Here is a 20,847-nt window from a genome sequence, read left to right as displayed (position 1 = left end):
CGCGCGGCTCAAGCCGGCAACGGGCGGTTTACTAAAGTGGCGCTTTTAGCCGGCGCGCTCGGCAGGCGAGTCAGGCGTAAGGCGTTGAGCACCACGGTCAACGAGCTGAGGGACATGCCGATCGCCGCCCAGATCGGGGTGATCCAACCGAGCGCGGCAAACGGCAGCATAAGGCCATTGTACAGCCCGGCCCACAGCAGGTTTTCGATGATTACCCGCCGCGTGCGCCGCGCCAGGGTAAACGCCTGCACCAGCGCGTCGAGGCGGTTGGACAGCAGCACGGCATCGGCGCTGGTTTTTGCCAGGTCGGTGGCCGAACCCATCGCCACGCTGATATCGGCGGCGGCGAGCACCGGCACATCGTTGACGCCATCGCCGAGCATCAGCACCTTGCGGCCTTCCTTGTGCAGTTGTTGCAGCACCTGCAGCTTGTCGTCGGGGCGCAGGCCGCCGTGAGCTTCGTCGATGCCCAATTCGGCGGCGACACTGGCGACCATCGGCGAGCTGTCCCCCGACAGCAGCAACGTGCGCCAGCCCCGCGCCTTGCACGCGGCCAGCAGGGCAGGCGCGTCGCTGCGCAGGCGGTCATCGAGCACAAACCAGGCGAGGGCGCCGTTACGGTCGCCGAGCAGCAGCCATTGGCCGGCCTCGTCCGGTGACGCGGGGATCGGGCAACCGCTCAGTTCGCAGACAAAACCGGGCTGGCCGATACGCAACGGGCGCTCACCCACGCAGCCTTCCAGGCCCAGGCCGGGGAAACTCAGAACCTCTTCAGCCGCCAGCGGCGCTCGGCCGAAGGCGCGGGCAATCGGGTGTTCGGAGCGGTTTTCGAGGGCGGCGGCGAGGCCCAGGCATTCATCGCTGTTCAGTGCGCTCAAGGGCCGGATCGCACGTAACGCCAGGCGGCCTTCCGTCAGCGTGCCAGTCTTGTCGAAAATCACCGTATCGATCTGGTTCAAGCCTTCCAGCACATGGCCACGGGTCAGCAATAGCCCGAGGGTGTGCAGGGTGCCGGTGGCGGCGGTGAGGGCGGTCGGCGTGGCCAGCGACAGCGCGCACGGGCAGGTCGCTACCAGCATCGCCAGCACAATCCAAAATGCCCGCGACGCGTCCAGTTCCCACCACAACAGGCCGATCAATACGGCGGCGATCAGCGAACACAACAGGAACCACTGCGCGGCACGGTCGGCGATTTGCGCCAGGCGCGGTTTCTCGGCCTGGGCGCGTTCCAGCAGGCGCACGATGGCGGACAGGCGTGTGTCATGGCCCAAGGCGCGCACCTCGACGGTCAGCGCGCCTTCGACATTGAGCGTGCCGGCGGTGACCGCATCGCCCACGTGGCGTGGTTGCGGCAGGTACTCGCCGGTGAGCAGCGATTCATCAACGCTCGACTGGCCATCGAGGATCACCCCGTCCGCAGGCAATACCGCGCCGGGATGCACCAATACGCGATCACCCACGGCCAATTCGCTGAGCAGAATGCGTTCGCTCTGGCCATCCTGTTTGAGGCGTAGGCACGAGGCGGGTAACAGGTTGACCAACTGCGCGGTGGCGGCGGCCGTGCGTTCCCGCGCTCGGCGCTCCAGGTAGCGGCCGGCCAGCAGGAACAGCGCGAACATGCCCACTGCGTCGAAATACAACTCGCCGACGCCGGTGATGGCGGTCCAAATGCCCGCCAGGTACGCGCCGCCAATCGCCAAGGACACCGACACATCCATGGTCAGGTGGCGCGTGCGCAAGTCACGCAGGGCACCTTTGAAGAAGGGTGCACAGCTGTAGAAGACGATGGGCGTGGTCAGAAACATCGCCACCCAGCGCAGGATCACGTGCAGCTCGGGGCTCAGGTCGACATTGAATTCCGGCCAAGTGGCCATGGTCGCCATCATCGCCTGGAACCACAGCAACCCTGCCACACCCAGTTGGCGCAGGGCCAGACGGTTCTCGCCAGCCAGTTGCTCGGCGGCGCGATCCGCCTGGTAAGGGTGGGCGGCATAGCCGATGTGGCGCAGCTCGCTGAGCAGTTGGCTCAACGGCAATTGCCCGTCGGCCCAGCGCACGTGCAGGCGGTGGTTGGACAGGTTCAGCCGCGCCTCGGCCACAGCGGGCAGGCTGCGCAGGTGTTTCTCGATCAGCCAGCCACAGGCGGCGCAACTGATGCCTTCCATCAACAGGATGGTTTCGGCAAGGTCGCCGTCGTGGCGCACAAAGGGTTTTTGCACGTCGGCGCGGTCGTACAGCGCCAGTTCATCGACCAGTTGCACCGGCAGCGCCTCGGGGTTGGCTGAGGCTTCGCTGCGGTGTTGGTAATAGCTGTCCAGCCCACCGGCCACGATGGCCTCGGCCACCGCCTGGCAACCCGGGCAGCAGAGTTCGCGGCGCTCGCCGAGGATTACGGCGGTAAACCGGCTGCCGGGCGGCACGGGCAGGGCGCAGTGGTAGCAGGGGGTTGGGGTGCTCATGGGTATAGATCTTAGTCGGCTGTCCGATGATCGCTCCCACGCTCTGCGTGGTAACGCCCGGCTCTTCCACGCAGAGCGTGGGAACGATCTAAGCGCAGGCTGTTTAATTCTTCAGGTCTTCAGCGCCCTGCAACGGCTCATCACCCAGCAGCAAGTCCTTGTCGTGGCTGACCTGTTCTTCTTCGAACATGCGCCAGGTTCTATCGCCCTCGACACCGAGCAGTTCCACGAAGCGCCGACCTTCGACTTTGTCGGTGACCTGGCCGATGTAGCGGCCGGGTTCGCTGTCACTGCGGGCCAGGTTGATCTTGCGATCCTTCTCTGGCTGGGTCGGGGAAATCAGGTTCAGCTCCAGGGTCGACGGGTTGCTGTTGCCGGTCAGGTGCAATTCGACTTCACCGGTCAACTCGTCCAGGTGCACCTTGGCGCGCAGTTGCAGGGTCTGGGCCAGCAGCTCGCGGTCCAGAGAGCGGTTGATACCTTTGCCGGCCTCGTAGTAGTTGTCGTTGACCAGGTTGTCCGGGTTCTTCACTGCAATGGTCACCATGGACAAGGTCAAGGTCACCGAGCAGGCCAGGATCCCAATGATGATCCAAGGCCAGAGGTGTTTGTACCAAGGGCTTGCGGCAGTGGCTGCGGGCATTGTTGTGCTCTCTAGTTAACGGAGTTTTTTATTAACGAACCTGGGGGCCGATGAATCGGCTCTTGGCTTCAATGTGGACGCTGTCGTCGTCGGCATCCCTGAGGATGAATTGCACCTCGTTGGTGCTCGACGGTAATTGTTCCGGTGCGCTGGAAAGCTCCACCGGCATGCTGAAGATTTCTCCGGCGGCGACCTTGATCTCGCGACGGCCTTGCAGCTTGAGGTCCGGCAGGCCCGAGGCGTCTAGCACGTAGGTGTGGTCGCGCTGGTCCTTGTTCATGATCTTCAGGCTGTAGACGTTTTCGATCCGGCCTTCGGCGTTTTCGCGGTACAGCACACGGTCCTTGCTCACATCAAAGCCCACCAGTGAGCGTATGAAAAATGCGCCGGCCAACAAGCTGATCATCGCCAGCAACACCAACGCATAACCGATCAGGCGCGGGCGTAGCTTGTGGGTTTTCTGCCCGGAAAGGTTGTGCTCGGTGGTGTAGCTGATCAGGCCGCGCGGGTAGTCCATCTTGTCCATGATGTTGTCGCAGGCGTCGATACACGCGGCGCAGCCAATGCACTCGATTTGCAGGCCGTCGCGGATGTCGATACCGGTGGGGCACACCTGCACGCACATCGTGCAATCGATGCAATCGCCCAGGCCTTGGGCTTTGTAGTCGATGCCTTTTTTGCGCGGGCCCCGCACCTCACCACGGCGCGGGTCGTAGGACACGATCAAGGTGTCTTTGTCGAACATCACGCTTTGGAACCGGGCATACGGGCACATGTAGATGCACACCTGTTCGCGCAGCCAGCCGGCGTTGCCATAGGTGGCGAGGGTGAAAAAACCGACCCAGAAATACGACCAGCCATCGGCCTGGCCGGTGAAGAAATCGAACACCAATTCACGGATCGGCGAGAAGTAACCGACGAAGGTCATGCCGGTGACAAACCCGATCAACAACCACAGGGTGTGCTTGCTGAATTTGCGCAGGAATTTATTCGCGCCCATCGGCGCTTTATCCAGCTTGATGCGCTGGTTACGGTCGCCTTCGGTGACCTTTTCGCACCACATGAAGATCCAGGTCCACACGCTTTGTGGGCAGGTATAGCCACACCATACGCGCCCGGCGTACACCGTGATAAAGAACAGGCCAAAGGCAGCGACGATGAGAATGCCCGACAGCAGGATGAAATCCTGGGGCCAGAAAGTCGCGCCAAAAATGAAGAATTTACGCTCCGGCAGGTTCCACCACACGGCCTGATGGCCACCCCAGTTCAGCCACACAGTGCCGAAGTAGAGCAGGAACAAGCCAGCGCCACCGAGCATGCGTAAATTGCGGAACAGGCCGGTGAAGGCACGGGTGTAGATCTTCTCTCGCGACGCATAGAGGTCGACGGATTGGCTCGAGTTTTTGGCAGGCGGGGTAACGTCATGTACCGGTATTTGGTTGCTCATCATTGCATCCCACGGCGGTGGAGATTTGCCTCGGCCAGTACGTGCCAACCGGGGTCAAAAATAGGCTGTTGCAGTGGCGTAATGATACGCCCCTGATACTGCTGAAAGGGTGCGACCTTTGGTCGCGTTGGGGGAAATCAATTGATGGTGTAGGTGACGTGGATCAATTGACTTGTGAACTATGGCTGGTTTTTGCGCGCAGGCTGGTCATTCGCCCCACGGATTAAGCAATGGAACGCCGCTCGATTTGAAGTCACTGACATTGCGCGTGACGACAGTAAGTCCATGAACCAGAGCAGTGGCAGCAATCAGCGCATCACTTCGCGGCATCAAGCTCGTCGTTACCAGCGGTCATGCGTCCATTGAATCGCTCAGGCGTTAGAAACGAAAAAGCCCCGCAATGCGGGGCTTTTTCGTTGCCGAGGCCTTACTGCTCCTCAGCTTGCTTATCGCCATGGGACAAGCTGTAAACATACGCCGCCAGCAAGTGCACCTTGTCATTGCCCTGCAACAACTCCTGCGCAGGCATCTGACCCTGACGGCCGTAACGAATGGTCTGCTGCAGTTGCGCGAAGCTCGAGCCGTAGATGAATGCGCCCGGGTGTGTCAGGTCGGGGGCGCCCATCGCGGGTGTGCCTTTACCGGCAGGGCCGTGGCAGGCCACGCAGTTGGCGGCGAAGAGTTTCGCGCCGTTGGCCACATCGGCCTTGGCACCTTCCGGCAGTTTGCGGCCGTCGAGGTTGGTCAGCACAAAGCCTGACACGTCGGCCACGCCTTGCTCGCCAATGACTTCGGCCCAGGCCGGCATCACCGCGTGGCGGCCTTTCATGATGGTTTCCTTGATGGTCGCGGGTTCACCGCCCCAGCGCCAGTCGGCATCGGTCAGGTTGGGGAAGCCGTAGGCGCCCTTGGCGTCGGAACCGTGGCACACCGAGCAGTTGGAGGCGAACAGGCGGCCACCCATCTTCAAGGCTTTCGGGTCCTTGGCGACTTCTTCAATCGGCATCGAGGCGAACTTGGCGAAGATCGGCCCGAACTTGGCGTCCGACTTGGCCATTTCCTTTTCCCACTCGTGCACGCCGGTCCAGCCGGTCTGGCCGTTGGCGAAGGCCGTTTGCTTGTCGTTGTCGAGGTAGTTGTAGCCCGGCAGCAGGCCTTTCCAGTTGCCCAAACCTGGGTACAGCACTAGGTAGCCGAGGGCGAAAATGATGGTGCCGACGAACAGCATGAACCACCATTTTGGCAGCGGGTTGTCGTACTCCTCGATGCCGTCGAACGAGTGGCCGACGGTCTCGTCCGTTTGTTCGGTGCGCTGGCCCTTGCGGGTCGACAGCAGCAGCCAGGTCAGGGCGAAGATGGTACCCAGACTGAGGACTGTGACGTACAGACTCCAGAACGTAGTCATTCTTTGTTACTCCTAGACGCTTGCTCGACGTGCTTGATGGCTTCGGGGTCATCCGCAAAGGGCAACAGGGTTGCGTCGTCAAACTCCGACTTGCGCTTTGGGCTGAACACCCACAGTGCCAGGCCGATAAAGGCCACCATCACCACAACGGTGCCCAGGCCACGAATCATCCCGATATCCATGTAGGTCACCGTTTGCTTTTGATGATGGTGCCAAGGCCTTGCAGGTAGGCCACCAATGCGTCCATTTCGGTCTTGCCCTTGACGGCTGCGGCTGCACCGGCGATGTCTTCGTCGGTGTAGGGCACGCCCAGCGTGCGCAAGACTTCCATCTTCTTCGCGGTGTCCTTGCCGTCGAGCTTGTTTTCCACGAGGAACGGGTACGCCGGCATTTTCGACTCCGGCACCACGTTGCGCGGGTTGTACAAGTGCGCACGCTGCCAGTCATCGGAATAACGCCCGCCGACACGGGCCAAGTCCGGGCCGGTACGTTTGGAACCCCACAGGAACGGGTGGTCCCACACACTTTCACCGGCGACCGAGTAGTGGCCGTAGCGTTCGGTTTCGGCGCGGAACGGGCGGATCATCTGCGAGTGGCAGCCCACGCAACCGTTGGCGATGTAGACGTCGCGGCCTTCCAGTTCAAGCGCGGTGCGCGGCTTCATGCCTTCGACCGGCTTGTTGGTCACGTCCTGGAAAAACAGCGGAACGATCTGGGTCAGGCCGCCGATACTCACGGCGATAACCATGAAGAAGGCCAGCAGGCCGATATTCTTCTCGACTACTTCATGCTTCATCAGTGAGCTCCCACAACGGCGATCTTGGCGGCGGCTTCAGCCTCTACAGGGTCGGAGGCACGCACGGTGCGCCACACGTTGTAGGCCATGAACAGCATGCCGCTGGCAAAGAATGCACCACCGATGGCGCGGACGATGTAGCCCGGGTGACTGGCTTGCAGCGCTTCGACGAAGGAGTAGGTGAGGGTGCCGTCATCGTTGATCGCACGCCACATCAGGCCTTGGGTGATGCCGTTGACCCACATCGAGGCGATGTAGAGCACGGTGCCGATGGTGGCCAGCCAGAAGTGCGCATTGATCAGCCCGACGCTGTGCATCTGCGCACGGCCGAACAGTTTAGGGATCATGTGGTACAGCGCGCCGATGGAGATCATCGCCACCCAACCCAGAGCGCCGGCGTGGACGTGGCCGATGGTCCAGTCGGTGTAGTGGGACAGCGAGTTGACGGTCTTGATCGCCATCATCGGCCCTTCAAAGGTCGACATGCCGTAGAACGCCAGCGACACCACCAGGAAACGCAGGATCGGGTCGGTGCGCAATATGCCAGGCGCCCGACAGGGTCATCATGCCGTTGATCATGCCGCCCCAGCTTGGGGCCAGCAGGATGATCGACATCGCCATGCCCAGCGACTGGGCCCAATCGGGCAGCGCGGTGTAGTGCAAGTGGTGAGGGCCGGCCCAGATGTACAGGGTGATCAGCGCCCAGAAGTGCACGATGGACAGGCGATACGAGTAGATCGGACGCTCGCCTGTTGGGCACAAGTAATACATCATCCCCAGGAAGCCGGTGGTGAGGAAGAAGCCCACGGCGTTGTGGCCGTACCACCACTGAATCATTGCGTCCGTCGCCCCGGCGTAGGCCGAGTAGGACTTGAATAGGCTGACCGGCAACGACGCGTGGTTGACGATGTGCAGCATCGCCGTGACCAGGATGAAGGCACCGTAGAACCAGTTGCCCACATAAATGTGCTTGGTCTTGCGCTTGACGATAGTGCCGAAGAACACCACGGCGTAGGTCACCCAGACGATAGCGAGCAAAATCGCGATCGGCCATTCCAGCTCGGCGTATTCCTTGGTGGTGGTGTAGCCCAGCGGCAGGGTGATGATGGCGCCGAGGATCACGGCTTGCCAGCCCCAGAAGGTGAAGGCGGCCAGGCCATCGGAGATCAGTCGCGTCTGGCAGGTTCGCTGCACGACATAGTAGGAGGTGGCAAACAACGCACAGCCACCGAAGGCAAAAATCACCAGGTTGGTGTGCAGCGGGCGCAGGCGGCCGAAGGTCGTCCATGGCAAACCGAAATTCAACTCCGGCCAAACCAATTGCGAGGCGATGAACACCCCGAGCCCCATGCCAAGGATCCCCCAGACCACCGTCATGATGGCGAACTGGCGGACTACCTTATAGTTATAAGCAGTCGGACTGATTGCTGTGCTCATTCTAAGGTTCCACGGTTTAGGTTTTTTTATAGGTAAAATCGGCCGCAAGTATGTAGAAAGCGAGGGGTCATTGCAACGCAATGGCTGACCTGTATCAATACGTTCCACGCCAGATTCTGCGCCCTTTCCATGTTTGGTGTAAGGACAAAACCAGAAATAAAAAGCTGATCGAGTAGACAGGAAAAATTTCAGGTCGCAATGCCAGCAGCTACGTGCGCCAAAACCGGCCCGCTGTTGGGCAAGCGTAGACCCGAATGGCAGGAGGGGAAAGTGGATGTCAAGCTGATCGAGTAGACAGGAAAAATTTCAGGTCGCAATGCCAGCAGCTACGTGCGCCAAAACCGGCCCGCTGTTGGGCAAGCGTAGACCCGAATGGCAGGAGGGGAAAGTGGATGTCGGGAAGGGTGCGACACTTGGTCGCTTAGAAAGGTAGTGCTGCCGCCCCACATTGGGGCGGCAGTCACCGGTTACTGCGGTTGGCTTTCTGGCGTTGCGCCATCAGCGTTGTGGGACAGGCTGTAAACATAGGCTGCGAGCAGGTGCACCTTGTCATTGCCTTGCAGCACTTCCTGCGCTGGCATCTGGCCTTGGCGGCCGTGGCGGATGGTCTGCTGCAGTTGCGCCAGGCTGGTGCCGTAAATGAAACCGGCGGGCTCGGTCAGGTTCGGCGAGCCCATCGCTTCCATGCCGTGGCCTTGTGGGCCGTGGCAGGCGACGCAGGTGGTGTTGAAAGCGGCTTGACCGGCCGCCAGATCGGCGGTGCTGTCGGCGGGTAATGGCAGCTTGGCCAGGTCGTGACGCACAAAGGCGGCGACGTTCTTCACACCGTCTTCGCCCAGTATTTCACCCCAGGCTGGCATTGCCGCGTGTCGACCATTGAGGATGGTCGTCTTGATCGCTTGCGCCGAACCGCCCCAGCGCCAGATGTTGTCCGCCAGGTTTGGGAAACCGTAGGCGCCCTTGGCATCCGAGCCGTGGCACACCGCGCAGTTGGAGGCAAACAGGCGGCCACCCATTTTCAGCGCTTGCGGGTCTTTGGCGACTTCTTCCACCGGCATGGCCGCGAATTTGGCGAAGATCGGCCCGAACTTGGTATCGGCCTTGGCCATTTCCTTGTCCCATTCCTTGGCCGAGGTCCAGCCGTCTTCATAGCCCGGCAACACGCCTTTCCAGTTGCCCAGGCCCGGGTAGAGGATCAGGTAGCCAACGGCAAACACCAACGTGCCGGCGAACAACATGAACCACCACTGCGGCAGCGGGTTGTCGTATTCCTCAATGCCATCGAAGGCGTGGCCCATGGTCTGGTCGACGCTGCCCTTGGTCTCGCCCTTGCGGGTGCCGACCAATAGCCAGGTCAGGCCGATCAGGCTGCCGAGGGTCAATACGCAGATCCATGTACTCCAGAAGGTAGTCATGGGCGAGTGCTCCTTGTTACAGGCTCTTCTTGAGCGTCGGATGGAGAAGGTTCATCGGCGAAGGGCAGCAGGCGGGCCTGCTCGAATTCCTCATTGCGCCGGTTGTTGAACACCCACAGCGACAGGCCGATAAAAGCGATGGCGACCACCAGCGTGCCAAGGCCGCGGATGGTGCCTGCATCGAATTCAAATCCCATGGCTCACCTCTTGCTCTTGATGGCAGTGCCGAGCACTTGCAGGTACGCAACCAGCGCGTCCATCTCGGTCTTGCCCTTGAGGCTGGCGACGGCGCCACTGATGTCGTCGTCGGTGTACGGCACGCCGAGGGTGCGCATCACTTTCAACTTGGTCTCGGTGTGGCTGTTGTCGACCTGCGCGGTGACTAGCCATGGGTACGCCGGCATTTTCGACTCCGGCACCACGTTGCGCGGGTTGTACAAATGCGCGCGGTGCCAGTCGTCCGAGTAACGCGCGCCGACGCGGGCCAGGTCCGGCCCAGTGCGCTTGGAGCCCCACAGGAACGGGTGGTCCCACACGCTTTCGCCGGCGACCGAGTAGTGGCCGTAGCGTTCGGTTTCGGCGCGGAACGGGCGGATCATCTGCGAGTGGCACTGTACGCAGCCTTCGCGGATGTAGATGTCGCGGCCTTCCAGTTGCAGCGCGGTGTAGGGCTTCATGCCTTCGACCGGTTTGTTGGTCACGTCCTGGAAGAACAGCGGGACGATCTGGGTCAGGCCGCCGATGCTCACGGCGAGCACCATCAGCAGCATCAGCAGGCCGACGTTCTTTTCAATCGTTTCGTGTTTCATCACAGACTCCTCAGGCCATCTGCGCGGCGGTGGCGACTTCAGCGGGTTGCGCCGAACGCACGGTGCGCCAAGTGTTGTAAGCCATCAGGAACATGCCGCTGAGGAAGATCGCTCCGCCCACCAGCCGCACGATGAAGCCTGGGTGGCTGGCCACCAGGGTTTCGACGAAGGAGTAGGTCAAGGTGCCGTCTTCGTTGACCGCACGCCACATCAGGCCCTGGGCGATGCCGTTGACCCACATCGAGGCGATGTAGAGCACGGTGCCGATGGTGGCCAGCCAGAAGTGCGCGTTGATCAGGCCGAGGCTGTACATCTGCTCGCGGCCGAAGATTTTCGGGATCATGTGGTACAGCGCGCCGATGGAAATCATCGCCACCCAACCGAGCGCCCCGGCGTGTACGTGGCCGATGGTCCAGTCGGTGTAGTGGGAGAGGGCGTTGACCGTCTTGATCGCCATCATCGGCCCTTCGAAGGTCGACATGCCGTAGAAGGCCAGGGACACGACGAGGAAGCGCAGGATCGGGTCGCTGCGCAACTTATGCCAGGCGCCCGAGAGCGTCATCATGCCGTTGATCATGCCGCCCCAGCTTGGCGCCAGCAGTACCAGCGACATCACCATGCCCAGCGACTGTGCCCAATCGGGCAGCGCGGTGTAGTGCAGGTGGTGAGGGCCGGCCCAGATGTACAGGGTGATCAGCGCCCAGAAGTGCACGATGGACAAGCGATAGGAATACACCGGCCGCTCGGCCTGTTTCGGCACGAAGTAATACATCATGCCAAGGAAGCCGGCGGTGAGGAAAAAGCCTACCGCGTTATGCCCATACCACCACTGCACCATGGCATCTGTCGCACCACCGTAGAGGGAGTAGGACTTGGTCAGGCTGACCGGGATTTCCAAGTTGTTGACGATGTGCAGGATGGCCACGGTGATGATGAACGCACCGAAGAACCAGTTGCCGACGTAGATGTGCTTGGTGTTGCGCTTCATGATCGTGCCGAAGAACACGATGGCGTAGGCAACCCAGACGATGGTGATCAGGATGTCGATCGGCCATTCCAGCTCGGCGTATTCCTTGGAACTGGTGTAGCCCAGCGGCAAGCTGATCGCGGCCAACAGGATGACCAGCTGCCAGCCCCAGAAGCAGAACGCGGCGATTTTCGGCGCGAACAGCTGTGTTTGGCAGGTACGCTGCACCGAGTAAAACGAGCTGGCGAACAGCGCGCAGCCGCCGAAGGCGAAGATCACCGCGTTGGTGTGCAGCGGGCGCAAGCGGCCGAAGCTGGTCCAAGGCAAATCGAAGTTGAGTGCAGGCCAAACCAATTGAGCGGCGAGAAAAACCCCGAGCCCCATGCCGACGATGCCCCACACCACCGTCATAATGGCGAATTGGCGGACCACCTTGTAGTTATAGGCGGTACTTAAAGTAGTGTTCATGGTTCCCCATCCACGGTTCAACCCAAGCAAATGCGGCACTTGGGCTGGAGTTATAGGCAGACTAAAAAGCGAGGCAAGCATGGGCAAAGAGCACAAGGCCAGTATTGACGGGGATCAATGGGCGCAGTGTGTGCGGGAACGTGGCTGGTTGTGGGATGCGGCGACGGGGTCTATCGCGCGCGAACCTGTGACGTTGATCCTGGCCCACGGTGCAGGCGCACCGATGGACTCAGCCTTTATGAACGACATGGCTGCACGCCTTGCCGGGCATGGCGTGAACGTGTTGCGCTTCGAGTTTCCATACATGGCTCAACGCCGTCTGGACGGTGGTAAACGCCCACCGAACCCGGCGCCGAAACTGCTGGAATGCTGGCGTGAGGTGTATGCCGAGGTGCGACGTCATGTCGCGGGGAAACTGGCCGTTGGCGGCAAGTCCATGGGCGGGCGCATGGCGAGCATTTTGGCTGATGAGTTAGGCGCTGATGGGCTGGTGTGCCTGGGTTATCCGTTTTACGCGGTGGGCAAACCGGAAAAGCCACGGGTCGAGCACTTGGCCGGGCTGAAGACGCCGACGTTGATTGTACAGGGCGAGCGCGATGCCCTGGGTAATCGGGCGGCGGTGCAGGGCTATGACTTGTCGCCGAGCATCGAGGTGATGTGGCTGGTGGCGGGGGATCATGACTTGAAACCGTTGAAGGCTTCGGGGTTCACGCATGAGCAGCATTTGGAGGCGGCGGCGGTGGAAGTGGCTGGGTTTCTCCACTGATCATTCCCACGCTCCGCGTTGGAATGCAGCCTGGACGCTCTGCGTCCGCTTCTAAAGTCGTAACGCAGGGCGTCACGGGAGGCGTTCCCACGCAGAGCGTGGGAACGATCTGTATCAGCGGTTAAAACGTTCCACCAGCGAATACTGGGTATTCGCCGTATGCGTCAGCTCTTCACTCAACTGCGCCGAGTTCATCGCCTGTTCCGAGGTCTGGTCCGCCAACAGCGCAATCGTGCTGATATTGCGGCTGATCTCTTCGGCCACCGCGCTTTGCTCTTCGGTGGCAGCGGCAATCTGCGTGGTCATGTCGGTGATATTGGCCACTGCTTCACTGATGCCTACCAACGCCTGATCCGCCTCCAGCACCCGCGCCACACCTTCTTCGGCCTGGCGATGCCCGGCGTCCATGGCTTGCACGGCAACGGAGGCCGTCTGCTGCAGCTTGGCGATCAAGGCATGGATCTGCCCGGTCGATTCGGCCGTGCGCTGCGCCAGTTGGCGAACTTCGTCAGCCACCACCGCAAAACCACGGCCCATCTCCCCGGCACGGGCCGCTTCGATGGCGGCGTTCAGTGCCAGCAGGTTGGTCTGGTCGGCGATGCCCTTGATCACATCCACCACGCCGCCGATTTCGTCGCTGTCTTTGGCCAGTTGGGTCACGGTCACACCGGTTTCACCCACGGCAACCGACAGCCGCTGGATCGCTTCGCGGGTTTCCCCGGCGATATCGCGGCCACGGCCCGTCAGGCGATTGGCTTCCTGGGTGGCGTCAGCCGTGCGCTGCACATGGCTGGCCACTTCCTGGGTTGTCGCCGCCATCTGGTTGACGGCGGTGGCCACCTGCTCGGTTTCCACGCGCTGGCGTTCCAGGCCGCTGGAGCTGTTATGCGCCAGGGTATTGGACTGCGCCGCTTGGGCGTTGAGGTGTTCAGCAGTGTCCTGCAAGCGCGTAAGGCAGGTCTTCAAGCGCGCTTCCTGGCTGAGAATCGACATCTCCAAGCGTGCTTGTGCACCCCGGCTGTCGGTGTACATCTGCGCGATCAGCGGGTCGGAAGTGGTCTGCTCGGCCAAGCGCAGCAAACGCTTGAGCCCACGCTGCTGCCAGCTCAGGCCCAGCAGGCCCAACGGCACCGACAACCCTGCAGCCAGGGCAAAGCCCCAGTGAGAGTTGAGTGACGCACCGATCATGAAGCTCAACTGGCTGACCAGGATAAACGGCAGCCAGTCCTGCAACACCGGCAGCCACTTATCACGCCGAGGAACAGCCGACTTGCCTTGGTTGATACGTTGATAAAGCGCTTCGGCCCGGCGGATCTGCTCGGCGGTGGGCTTGATGCGCACCGATTCATAGCCGACCACCTGGGTGCCATCGAAAACCGGCGTCACATAGGCGTTAACCCAATAGTGATCGCCGGTCTTACAGCGGTTCTTAACGATGCCCATCCATGGCAAGCCTTGTTTGAGCGTGGACCACATATGCGCGAACACCGCCGGAGGCACATCCGGGTGACGCACCAAGTTGTGCGGTGCCCGGATCAGTTCTTCACGGGTGAACCCACTGATATCGACAAACGCGTCGTTGCAGTAGGTGATGACCCCTTTGGCATCTGTGGTGGAGATCAACCGTTGCTGAGCGGGGAAGGTACGTTCGCGCTGGGTAACGGGTTGGTTATTACGCATGGTTGTTCAATCCGCAAGGCTTTCAGGGGGTATCGGCAGGTGCTGGAAATTGTTGAGGAAATTTCTGAAGGTTATTTGTATCAGGGATTTATTCCGGAATTGCGGCAGCTTCCTTGGGTAGCACACAACCGCCGCCCCCAACCCGCCAAGCCGGTACGCCAAGCCATACCCCACCCCCGCAACCCCCGCCAACAACGTCCACTGCCACCCAGCGCCGACATGCACCAGCCCAAACAACAGTGAAGCCAATAGCAGCGCCAGGTTTTCCCCATAAGGCAGTTGTTTAAAGCGCCGGCTCAATCCGCCCTGGATGTAGCCCCGAAACAGTGCCTCTTCCACCAGTGTCACCAGCAACAGATTATTAAGCACCCAAATCCACGCCTGTTCCGGCCATTTCGGTGCCCAGCTGGTAATCCCCAGCAATAGCGCGCCGCCCAGTGCGGCGATGGCCGTGAGGCTCAAGGCCAGGGCCGTAACACAAATAGTCAGGCGCAATGAGCGCCGCGCCACAATCCATGGGCAGGCCAGCAACAGCCAAAAGCCAATCAGCGGTTTGTCTTGGTTCAGGTACATCGAGAACGGTACGGCGTCTGGTGTAAAGCGCTGGGGGTCAATCCCGCGCCCATTGTAGAAACCCGGCAGCCAGTGCATCGCCAGGCCCAGGGCCAGTACGATGAACAGCCCGTGACCGACGTAACGCGCCCAAGGTGTACGTTGCTGGCGCACGGCGTATCCGGCGATCAGCAGCAGGGCGACCGACACCGCCGCCAGCGCGCCGAGTTGCCCATAGGTCAAGGCCAGTACATAGCCAATGGAGAGAAGCGCCAGGTACAGCCAGGGTAGAGCGAGCATGTGAAATCCTTGGATAAAAACTGGTCGGCATTATAACGACCGTGTCTTTGTCTCAAAGTAAAAACTCCTCCGCGCGAATTGAGTCGATTGCAAAACCGGTCGACGGCTGGTTATAGTCATCGCCTCTACATCCCTTCACACAAGATCAGCCCATGCCAGCTTCCCAATGCATAGCGGTAGTCGATTCAGCGGTCAACGCTGTGGTCGTGCCGTGTGGGAATCAGCAGCCTGCGCAGATCGGTCAATACCCCCCACCTGTCAGTAGCACGCCGGTGTACGCAGTCGTATCACCGCCGGGTGTTGGCATTCCGGGCTGATCAGCGAATAGCTGTTGCCCTGTGCCCGCCTGAAAAACCTATTGAGTTTCAGCCTTGGCTGAATTGGCTTTTTTGCCTGATTACAGGTGGTATCCATGTCTGTTTTTTCGAAACAATCCGTGGCCGCGGCGGCCTCGACGAGCCTGTTTGTCTTGCTGTGGAGCAGCGGGGCGATTTTCTCCAAATTGGGCTTGGCCCATGCTTCGCCCTTCGCCTTTCTGTTGATTCGTTTTGCTATTGCCCTGGCGGGCCTAGTGATCCTGGTGCCGATCCTGAAGTTGAAACTGCCACGTCCCGGCAAGCCCATGTTGTATGCGGCGGCGACCGGGTTGGTGTTGTTGGGGGCGTATCAGATTTTCTATCTGCTGGCCCTGGACCTGAAAGTGACTCCCGGTGTGATGGCAACCATCATGGGCGTGCAGCCGATCCTCACGGTGGTGCTGATGGAGCGCCAGCGCTCCTGGCGCCGGATGTTCGGCCTGGGGCTCGGGTTGGCGGGGTTGATCATGGTGGTCTACCAAGGCATTGGCCTGGCGGGGATGTCCCTTGCGGGGATGCTGTTTGGGCTGCTGGCGCTGGTGAGCATGACCTTCGGCTCCATCATGCAGAAGCGCATCACCGACAACCCTTTGGGTACGCTGCCGCTGCAGTACTTGGCTGGGTTGCTGCTGTGCTCGGTATTTGTACCGTTCCAACCCTTTCACTTTGAGCACAGTGCCGGCTTTTACCTGCCGGTGCTGTGGATGGGGCTGGTGGTGTCATTGCTGGCGACGTTGCTGCTGTACCGCCTGATCGCCCGAGGCAATCTGGTGAATGTCACCAGCTTGTTTTACCTGGTGCCAGCGGTGACGGCCGTGATGGACTATCTGATCTTTGGCAATCGGCTCGCGGTATTGAGTGTGCTGGGGATGGTTTTGATCATCATCGGTTTGGCGTTTGTTTTCCGTAAACACTAGAAGGTGAGCGCCAAGGGGGCGGTAGATCGCACGCCGAAACGCCCCCTTGGTCATCAGAGGGTCATGTTGTACCTGTAGGGCAATGCTGTAATAATTCCGGCCTTTAGAATGTAAGTTATTATTTTATATGGGGTAATCGGTACGTCTGCAGGAGGCGGTGGGCAAAGTCGTGGTTGCAGGCCGTATTTGTTTAAAATCCGTCTCTATACTGTCGTCGTACTCAATGTGGCGGTTTCGTTGGTGCAACGCCTAATTTTCCCTCGTTTCGCCGACCTCTTCGCGTTTCAAGCGCGCTCATTCAGCGTGTTGCTTGCCTGTTAATTGGCGAGGCGGTTTTATCAGACGAGTGCTAGGGTTTCGGTTGGCCGGTGTGAATCGGCAGACGTTGATGGGAAACTTCGGGCCCATCCTTGCGACATTACTGAAAAGATTTAACTCAATGACTATCTTAGTAACCGGCGGTGCAGGCTTTATCGGTGCAAACGTGGCATTGGGCCGGGTAGCGAAGCACTACTCCGAGCGTTCGGTATGAGAATCTTGCTGCTTGGCAAAAATGGCCAAGTAGGCTGGGAACTCCAACAGATTTAACTCAATGACTATCTTAGTAACCGGCGGTGCAGGCTTTATCGGTGCAAACGTGGCATTGGGCCGGGTAGCGAAGCACTACTCCGAGCGTTCGGTATGAGAATCTTGCTGCTTGGCAAAAATGGCCAAGTAGGCTGGGAACTCCAACGTAGTCTGGCCCCTTTGGGTCAAGTTCTGGCGTTGGACTCCAAAAGCCGGGACTACTGCGGTGACTTGAACGATCTGCAAGGGTTGGCAGCTACCGTGCAGCGGTTTGCGCCTGAGGTCATCGTCAACGCAGCGGCTTACACCGCCGTCGACAAGGCCGAAAATGCGCCGGATCAGGCGCTGCGCGTGAACGCTGAAGCCCCCGCAGTGCTGGCAACAGAAGCCCGAAAGCTGAATGCCTTGCTGGTGCATTACTCCACGGACTATGTGTTTGACGGCCAGGGTGATACGCCGTGGCAGGAAAGCGACCCAGTGGGCCCGCTGAGTGTCTATGGCGCGACCAAACTGCAAGGTGAGCAGGCGATCCAGGCTTCCGGTTGCGCGCACCTGATCTTGCGCACCAGTTGGGTGTATGCGGCGCGCGGTAATAACTTCGCCAAGACCATGCTGCGCCTGGCAGCAGAACGTGACAGTCTGAATGTGATCGACGACCAATTCGGCGCCCCCACCGGGGCGGACCTGCTGGCGGACGTCACCGCACATGCTATCCGTGCGATACGTTTGAACCCTCAATTGCAAGGCATCTACCATCTTGCGGCAGCCGGTGAGACCACTTGGCACCGCTATGCCTGCTTCGTGCTCGAACAGGCGCAGGCGGCAGGCGTGGTGCTCAAAGTCCCTTCGGCATCCGTCGGCGCGATAACCACGGCCGCTTATCCCACGCCTGCCAAACGTCCTGGCAACTCTCGACTCAATACTCAAAAACTGCAGAATGCCTTCTCGCTGCGCTTGCCTGAATGGCAGGACGGTGTGGCACGGATGCTTAAAGAAATTCTAGAGAAATGACTATGCTAAAACGCAAAGGAATTATTTTGGCCGGCGGTTCGGGCACGCGCCTGCACCCTGCAACCTTGGCTATTTCCAAACAGTTGCTACCGGTTTACGACAAGCCGATGATCTACTACCCGCTGACCACGTTGATGCTGGCGGGTATTCGCGACATTCTGATCATTTCCACGCCACAGGACACCCCGCGTTTCGAGCAACTTTTGGGCGATGGCAGCAACTGGGGTTTGAACATTTCCTACGCTGTACAGGCATCTCCGGATGGCCTTGCGCAGGCGTTCATCATCGGTGAGGACTTCATCGGTAATGACCTATCTGCACTGGTGCTGGGTGACAACATCTATCACGGTCATGATTTTAATGAGCTGCTCAAGAGTGCAATGTTGCGTCAGGACGGCGCCAGTGTCTTCGCGTATCACGTGACCGATCCGGAGCGTTATGGCGTTGTAGAATTCGATACCCAGGGCAAAGCGATCAGCCTGGAAGAGAAGCCGCTGCAACCCAAGTCAAACTACGCGGTTACCGGTCTGTATTTCTACGACCAAGACGTGGTTGAAATGGCTAAAAGCATCAAGCCATCGCCGCGTGGCGAACTCGAGATTACCGACCTCAACCGTCTCTACATGGAGCGGGGCAAGTTGTCGGTTGAGATCATGGGGCGTGGCTACGCATGGCTGGATACAGGCACGCATGACTCACTGCTACAGGCCAGCCACTTCATTGCAACGCTTGAGCATCGTCAGGGGCTTAAAGTGGCCTGCCCTGAAGAAATTGCGTTTCGCCAGAAGTGGATTGACGCCGAACAGTTGGAGAAACTTGCGGTGCCGCTTTCCAAGAATGGCTATGGCCAATATCAGTAGGCTGGGAACTCCAACGTAGTCTGGCCCCTTTGGGTCAAGTTCTGGCGTTGGACTCCAAAAGCCGGGACTACTGCGGTGACTTGAACGATCTGCAAGGGTTGGCAGCTACCGTGCAGCGGTTTGCGCCTGAGGTCATCGTCAACGCAGCGGCTTACACCGCCGTCGACAAGGCCGAAAATGCGCCGGATCAGGCGCTGCGCGTGAACGCTGAAGCCCCCGCAGTGCTGGCAACAGAAGCCCGAAAGCTGAATGCCTTGCTGGTGCATTACTCCACGGACTATGTGTTTGACGGCCAGGGTGATACGGGAAAGCGACCCAGTGGGCCCGCTGAGTGTCTATGGCGCGACCAAACTGCAAGGTGAGCAGGCGATCCAGGCTTCCGGTTGCGCGCACCTGATCTTGCGCACCAGTTGGGTGTATGCGGCGCGCGGTAATAACTTCGCCAAGACCATGCTGCGCCTGGCAGCAGAACGTGACAGTCTGAATGTGATCGACGACCAATTCGGCGCCCCCACCGGGGCGGACCTGCTGGCGGACGTCACCGCACATGCTATCCGTGCATTGGGTTTGAACCCTCAATTGCAAGGCATCTACCATCTTGCGGCAGCCGGTGAGACCACTTGGCACCGCTATGCCTGCTTCGTGCTCGAACAGGCGCAGGCGGCAGGCGTGGTGCTCAAAGTCCCTTCGGCATCCGTCGGCGCGATAACCACGGCCGCTTATCCCACGCCTGCCAAACGTCCTGGCAACTCTCGACTCAATACTCAAAAACTGCAGAATGCCTTCTCGCTGCGCTTGCCTGAATGGCAGGACGGTGTGGCACGGATGCTTAAAGAAATTCTAGAGAAATGACTATGCTAAAACGCAAAGGAATTATTTTGGCCGGCGGTTCGGGCACGCGCCTGCACCCTGCAACCTTGGCTATTTCCAAACAGTTGCTACCGGTTTACGACAAGCCGATGATCTACTACCCGCTGACCACGTTGATGCTGGCGGGTATTCGCGACATTCTGATCATTTCCACGCCACAGGACACCCCGCGTTTCGAGCAACTTTTGGGCGATGGCAGCAACTGGGGTTTGAACATTTCCTACGCTGTACAGGCATCTCCGGATGGCCTTGCGCAGGCGTTCATCATCGGTGAGGACTTCATCGGTAATGACCTATCTGCACTGGTGCTGGGTGACAACATCTATCACGGTCATGATTTTAATGAGCTGCTCAAGAGTGCAATGTTGCGTCAGGACGGCGCCAGTGTCTTCGCGTATCACGTGACCGATCCGGAGCGTTATGGCGTTGTAGAATTCGATACCCAGGGCAAAGCGATCAGCCTGGAAGAGAAGCCGCTGCAACCCAAGTCAAACTACGCGGTTACCGGTCTGTATTTCTACGACCAAGACGTGGTTGAAATGGCTAAAAGCATCAAGCCATCGCCGCGTGGCGAACTCGAGATTACCGACCTCAACCGTCTCTACATGGAGCGGGGCAAGTTGTCGGTTGAGATCATGGGGCGTGGCTACGCATGGCTGGATACAGGCACGCATGACTCACTGCTACAGGCCAGCCACTTCATTGCAACGCTTGAGCATCGTCAGGGGCTTAAAGTGGCCTGCCCTGAAGAAATTGCGTTTCGCCAGAAGTGGATTGACGCCGAACAGTTGGAGAAACTTGCGGTGCCGCTTTCCAAGAATGGCTATGGCCAATATCTCAAGCGTTTGCTGAGTGACAAGATTTTTTGATGGCCTGAGTGGAGCGCGGCATCCCCAGTTGCTGCCTTAAGGTCGAGCCGTGGCGCCGCCAAGCTGGCCCGATAACATGTTGGAGACACCGTAAAGATGAGAGCCACTTCCCTCGTTATCCCGGACGTTATTCTGTGTGGAATGACGCCGACGTGGCTATCGATTGGCCGATTTCCGAGCCGCCCACGCTGTCGGCCAAAGATACCAATGCCACCCGTTTTGCTGATGCTGAAACCTTCGCCTAGTTGACCTT

Annotated in this window: 17 protein-coding genes and 3 pseudogenes; 6 read left to right on the top strand and 14 right to left on the bottom strand. The window is 59.7% G+C overall.

The features are described from left to right. Positions 1 to 8: 8 nt before the first annotated feature. From GJU48_RS17195 to ccoN (GJU48_RS17140), 12 genes and pseudogenes are all read right to left on the bottom strand, one after another. Complete coding sequence (locus tag GJU48_RS17195) at positions 9 to 2,459, bottom strand: heavy metal translocating P-type ATPase (protein ID WP_094949605.1); 2,451 nt, start codon at positions 2,457 to 2,459, stop codon at positions 9 to 11. A gap of 103 nt (positions 2,460 to 2,562) precedes the next feature. After that, positions 2,563 to 3,102 (bottom strand): FixH family protein, encoded by a 540-nt coding sequence (locus tag GJU48_RS17190; RefSeq protein WP_094949606.1) that lies wholly within the window; start codon positions 3,100 to 3,102, stop codon positions 2,563 to 2,565. 31 nt (positions 3,103 to 3,133) lie between these two features. Continuing rightward, entirely contained in the window at positions 3,134 to 4,549 is a 1,416-nt protein-coding gene (gene ccoG, locus GJU48_RS17185) for a cytochrome c oxidase accessory protein CcoG (protein WP_094949607.1), read from the bottom strand. Positions 4,550 to 4,756: 207 nt separating this feature from the next. Then, a pseudogene (locus GJU48_RS25355) lies at positions 4,757 to 4,870 on the bottom strand (VapC toxin family PIN domain ribonuclease); the annotation flags it as partial. Positions 4,871 to 4,976: 106 nt separating this feature from the next. Next, the gene (gene ccoP / locus GJU48_RS17175) at positions 4,977 to 5,954 is read right to left on the bottom strand and encodes a cytochrome-c oxidase, cbb3-type subunit III (protein ID WP_094949609.1); all 978 of its coding nucleotides are present in this window, start codon (positions 5,952 to 5,954) and stop codon (positions 4,977 to 4,979) included. After that, positions 5,951 to 6,136 (bottom strand): CcoQ/FixQ family Cbb3-type cytochrome c oxidase assembly chaperone, encoded by a 186-nt coding sequence (locus tag GJU48_RS17170; RefSeq protein WP_003183474.1) that lies wholly within the window; start codon positions 6,134 to 6,136, stop codon positions 5,951 to 5,953. Before GJU48_RS17170 ends, ccoP (GJU48_RS17175) begins: the two co-directional genes overlap by 4 nt. Before the next feature lie 5 nt (positions 6,137 to 6,141). Next, a complete protein-coding gene (ccoO, locus tag GJU48_RS17165) occupies positions 6,142 to 6,750 on the bottom strand; it encodes a cytochrome-c oxidase, cbb3-type subunit II (protein ID WP_003193167.1) in 609 nt (202 codons plus the stop codon). Next, positions 6,750 to 8,187, bottom strand: a pseudogene (gene ccoN, locus GJU48_RS17160) (cytochrome-c oxidase, cbb3-type subunit I). The gene ccoO (GJU48_RS17165) and the pseudogene ccoN (GJU48_RS17160) overlap by 1 nt, the downstream one beginning before the upstream one ends. Positions 8,188 to 8,654: 467 nt before the next feature. Beyond that, positions 8,655 to 9,602: a cytochrome-c oxidase, cbb3-type subunit III gene (gene ccoP, locus GJU48_RS17155; RefSeq protein WP_094949611.1), complete on the bottom strand. Its 948-nt coding sequence runs from the start codon at positions 9,600 to 9,602 to the stop codon at positions 8,655 to 8,657. After that, entirely contained in the window at positions 9,599 to 9,799 is a 201-nt protein-coding gene (locus tag GJU48_RS17150) for a cbb3-type cytochrome oxidase subunit 3 (protein WP_094949612.1), read from the bottom strand. Before GJU48_RS17150 ends, ccoP (GJU48_RS17155) begins: the two co-directional genes overlap by 4 nt. 3 nt (positions 9,800 to 9,802) lie before the next feature. Beyond that, a complete protein-coding gene (ccoO, locus tag GJU48_RS17145; protein WP_094949613.1) occupies positions 9,803 to 10,411 on the bottom strand; it encodes a cytochrome-c oxidase, cbb3-type subunit II in 609 nt (202 codons plus the stop codon). Positions 10,412 to 10,421: 10 nt separating this feature from the next. Then, positions 10,422 to 11,846 carry a cytochrome-c oxidase, cbb3-type subunit I gene (gene ccoN / locus GJU48_RS17140; RefSeq protein WP_094949614.1) on the bottom strand — a complete coding sequence of 475 codons (1,425 nt, stop codon included), beginning with the start codon at positions 11,844 to 11,846 and terminating at the stop codon, positions 10,422 to 10,424. Positions 11,847 to 11,925: 79 nt separating this feature from the next. Between ccoN (GJU48_RS17140) and GJU48_RS17135 the strand changes: the two genes are divergently transcribed. Then, entirely contained in the window at positions 11,926 to 12,612 is a 687-nt protein-coding gene (locus GJU48_RS17135) for an alpha/beta family hydrolase (RefSeq protein ID WP_094949615.1), read from the top strand. 114 nt (positions 12,613 to 12,726) lie between these two features. Here the strand turns inward: GJU48_RS17135 and GJU48_RS17130 are convergent, their stop codons facing one another. Next, a complete protein-coding gene (locus tag GJU48_RS17130) occupies positions 12,727 to 14,292 on the bottom strand; it encodes a methyl-accepting chemotaxis protein (protein ID WP_094949616.1) in 1,566 nt (521 codons plus the stop codon). A gap of 6 nt (positions 14,293 to 14,298) precedes the next feature. Next, positions 14,299 to 15,144: a CPBP family intramembrane glutamic endopeptidase gene (locus GJU48_RS17125; RefSeq protein ID WP_256671157.1), complete on the bottom strand. Its 846-nt coding sequence runs from the start codon at positions 15,142 to 15,144 to the stop codon at positions 14,299 to 14,301. A gap of 412 nt (positions 15,145 to 15,556) precedes the next feature. Between GJU48_RS17125 and GJU48_RS17120 the strand changes: the two genes are divergently transcribed. The 5 genes and pseudogenes from GJU48_RS17120 to rfbA (GJU48_RS17100) all read left to right on the top strand — a co-directional run bounded on the left by GJU48_RS17120 (position 15,557) and on the right by rfbA (GJU48_RS17100) (position 20,594). After that, entirely contained in the window at positions 15,557 to 16,417 is an 861-nt protein-coding gene (locus tag GJU48_RS17120) for a DMT family transporter (protein WP_094950236.1), read from the top strand. Positions 16,418 to 17,098: 681 nt separating this feature from the next. Further along, positions 17,099 to 17,995 carry a dTDP-4-dehydrorhamnose reductase gene (rfbD, locus tag GJU48_RS17115; RefSeq protein WP_094950237.1) on the top strand — a complete coding sequence of 299 codons (897 nt, stop codon included), beginning with the start codon at positions 17,099 to 17,101 and terminating at the stop codon, positions 17,993 to 17,995. A gap of 2 nt (positions 17,996 to 17,997) precedes the next feature. Next, on the top strand, positions 17,998 to 18,855 hold the full coding sequence (rfbA, locus tag GJU48_RS17110) for a glucose-1-phosphate thymidylyltransferase RfbA (RefSeq protein WP_155296097.1): 858 nt from the start codon (positions 17,998 to 18,000) through the stop codon (positions 18,853 to 18,855). Further along, positions 18,846 to 19,707: pseudogene (rfbD, locus tag GJU48_RS17105) on the top strand (dTDP-4-dehydrorhamnose reductase). Before rfbA (GJU48_RS17110) ends, rfbD (GJU48_RS17105) begins: the two are co-directional and overlap by 10 nt. A gap of 2 nt (positions 19,708 to 19,709) precedes the next feature. Beyond that, positions 19,710 to 20,594, top strand: coding sequence for a glucose-1-phosphate thymidylyltransferase RfbA (rfbA, locus tag GJU48_RS17100; RefSeq protein ID WP_094950238.1), 885 nt, complete (start codon positions 19,710 to 19,712; stop codon positions 20,592 to 20,594). Positions 20,595 to 20,847 lie beyond the last annotated feature (253 nt).

Source organism: Pseudomonas sp. IB20, from assembly GCF_009707325.1.
Classification (GTDB): Bacteria; Pseudomonadota; Gammaproteobacteria; order Pseudomonadales; family Pseudomonadaceae; genus Aquipseudomonas.
Note: the sequence above shows the minus strand (reverse complement) of the source record. Positions and strands in the feature narration are given on the sequence as shown.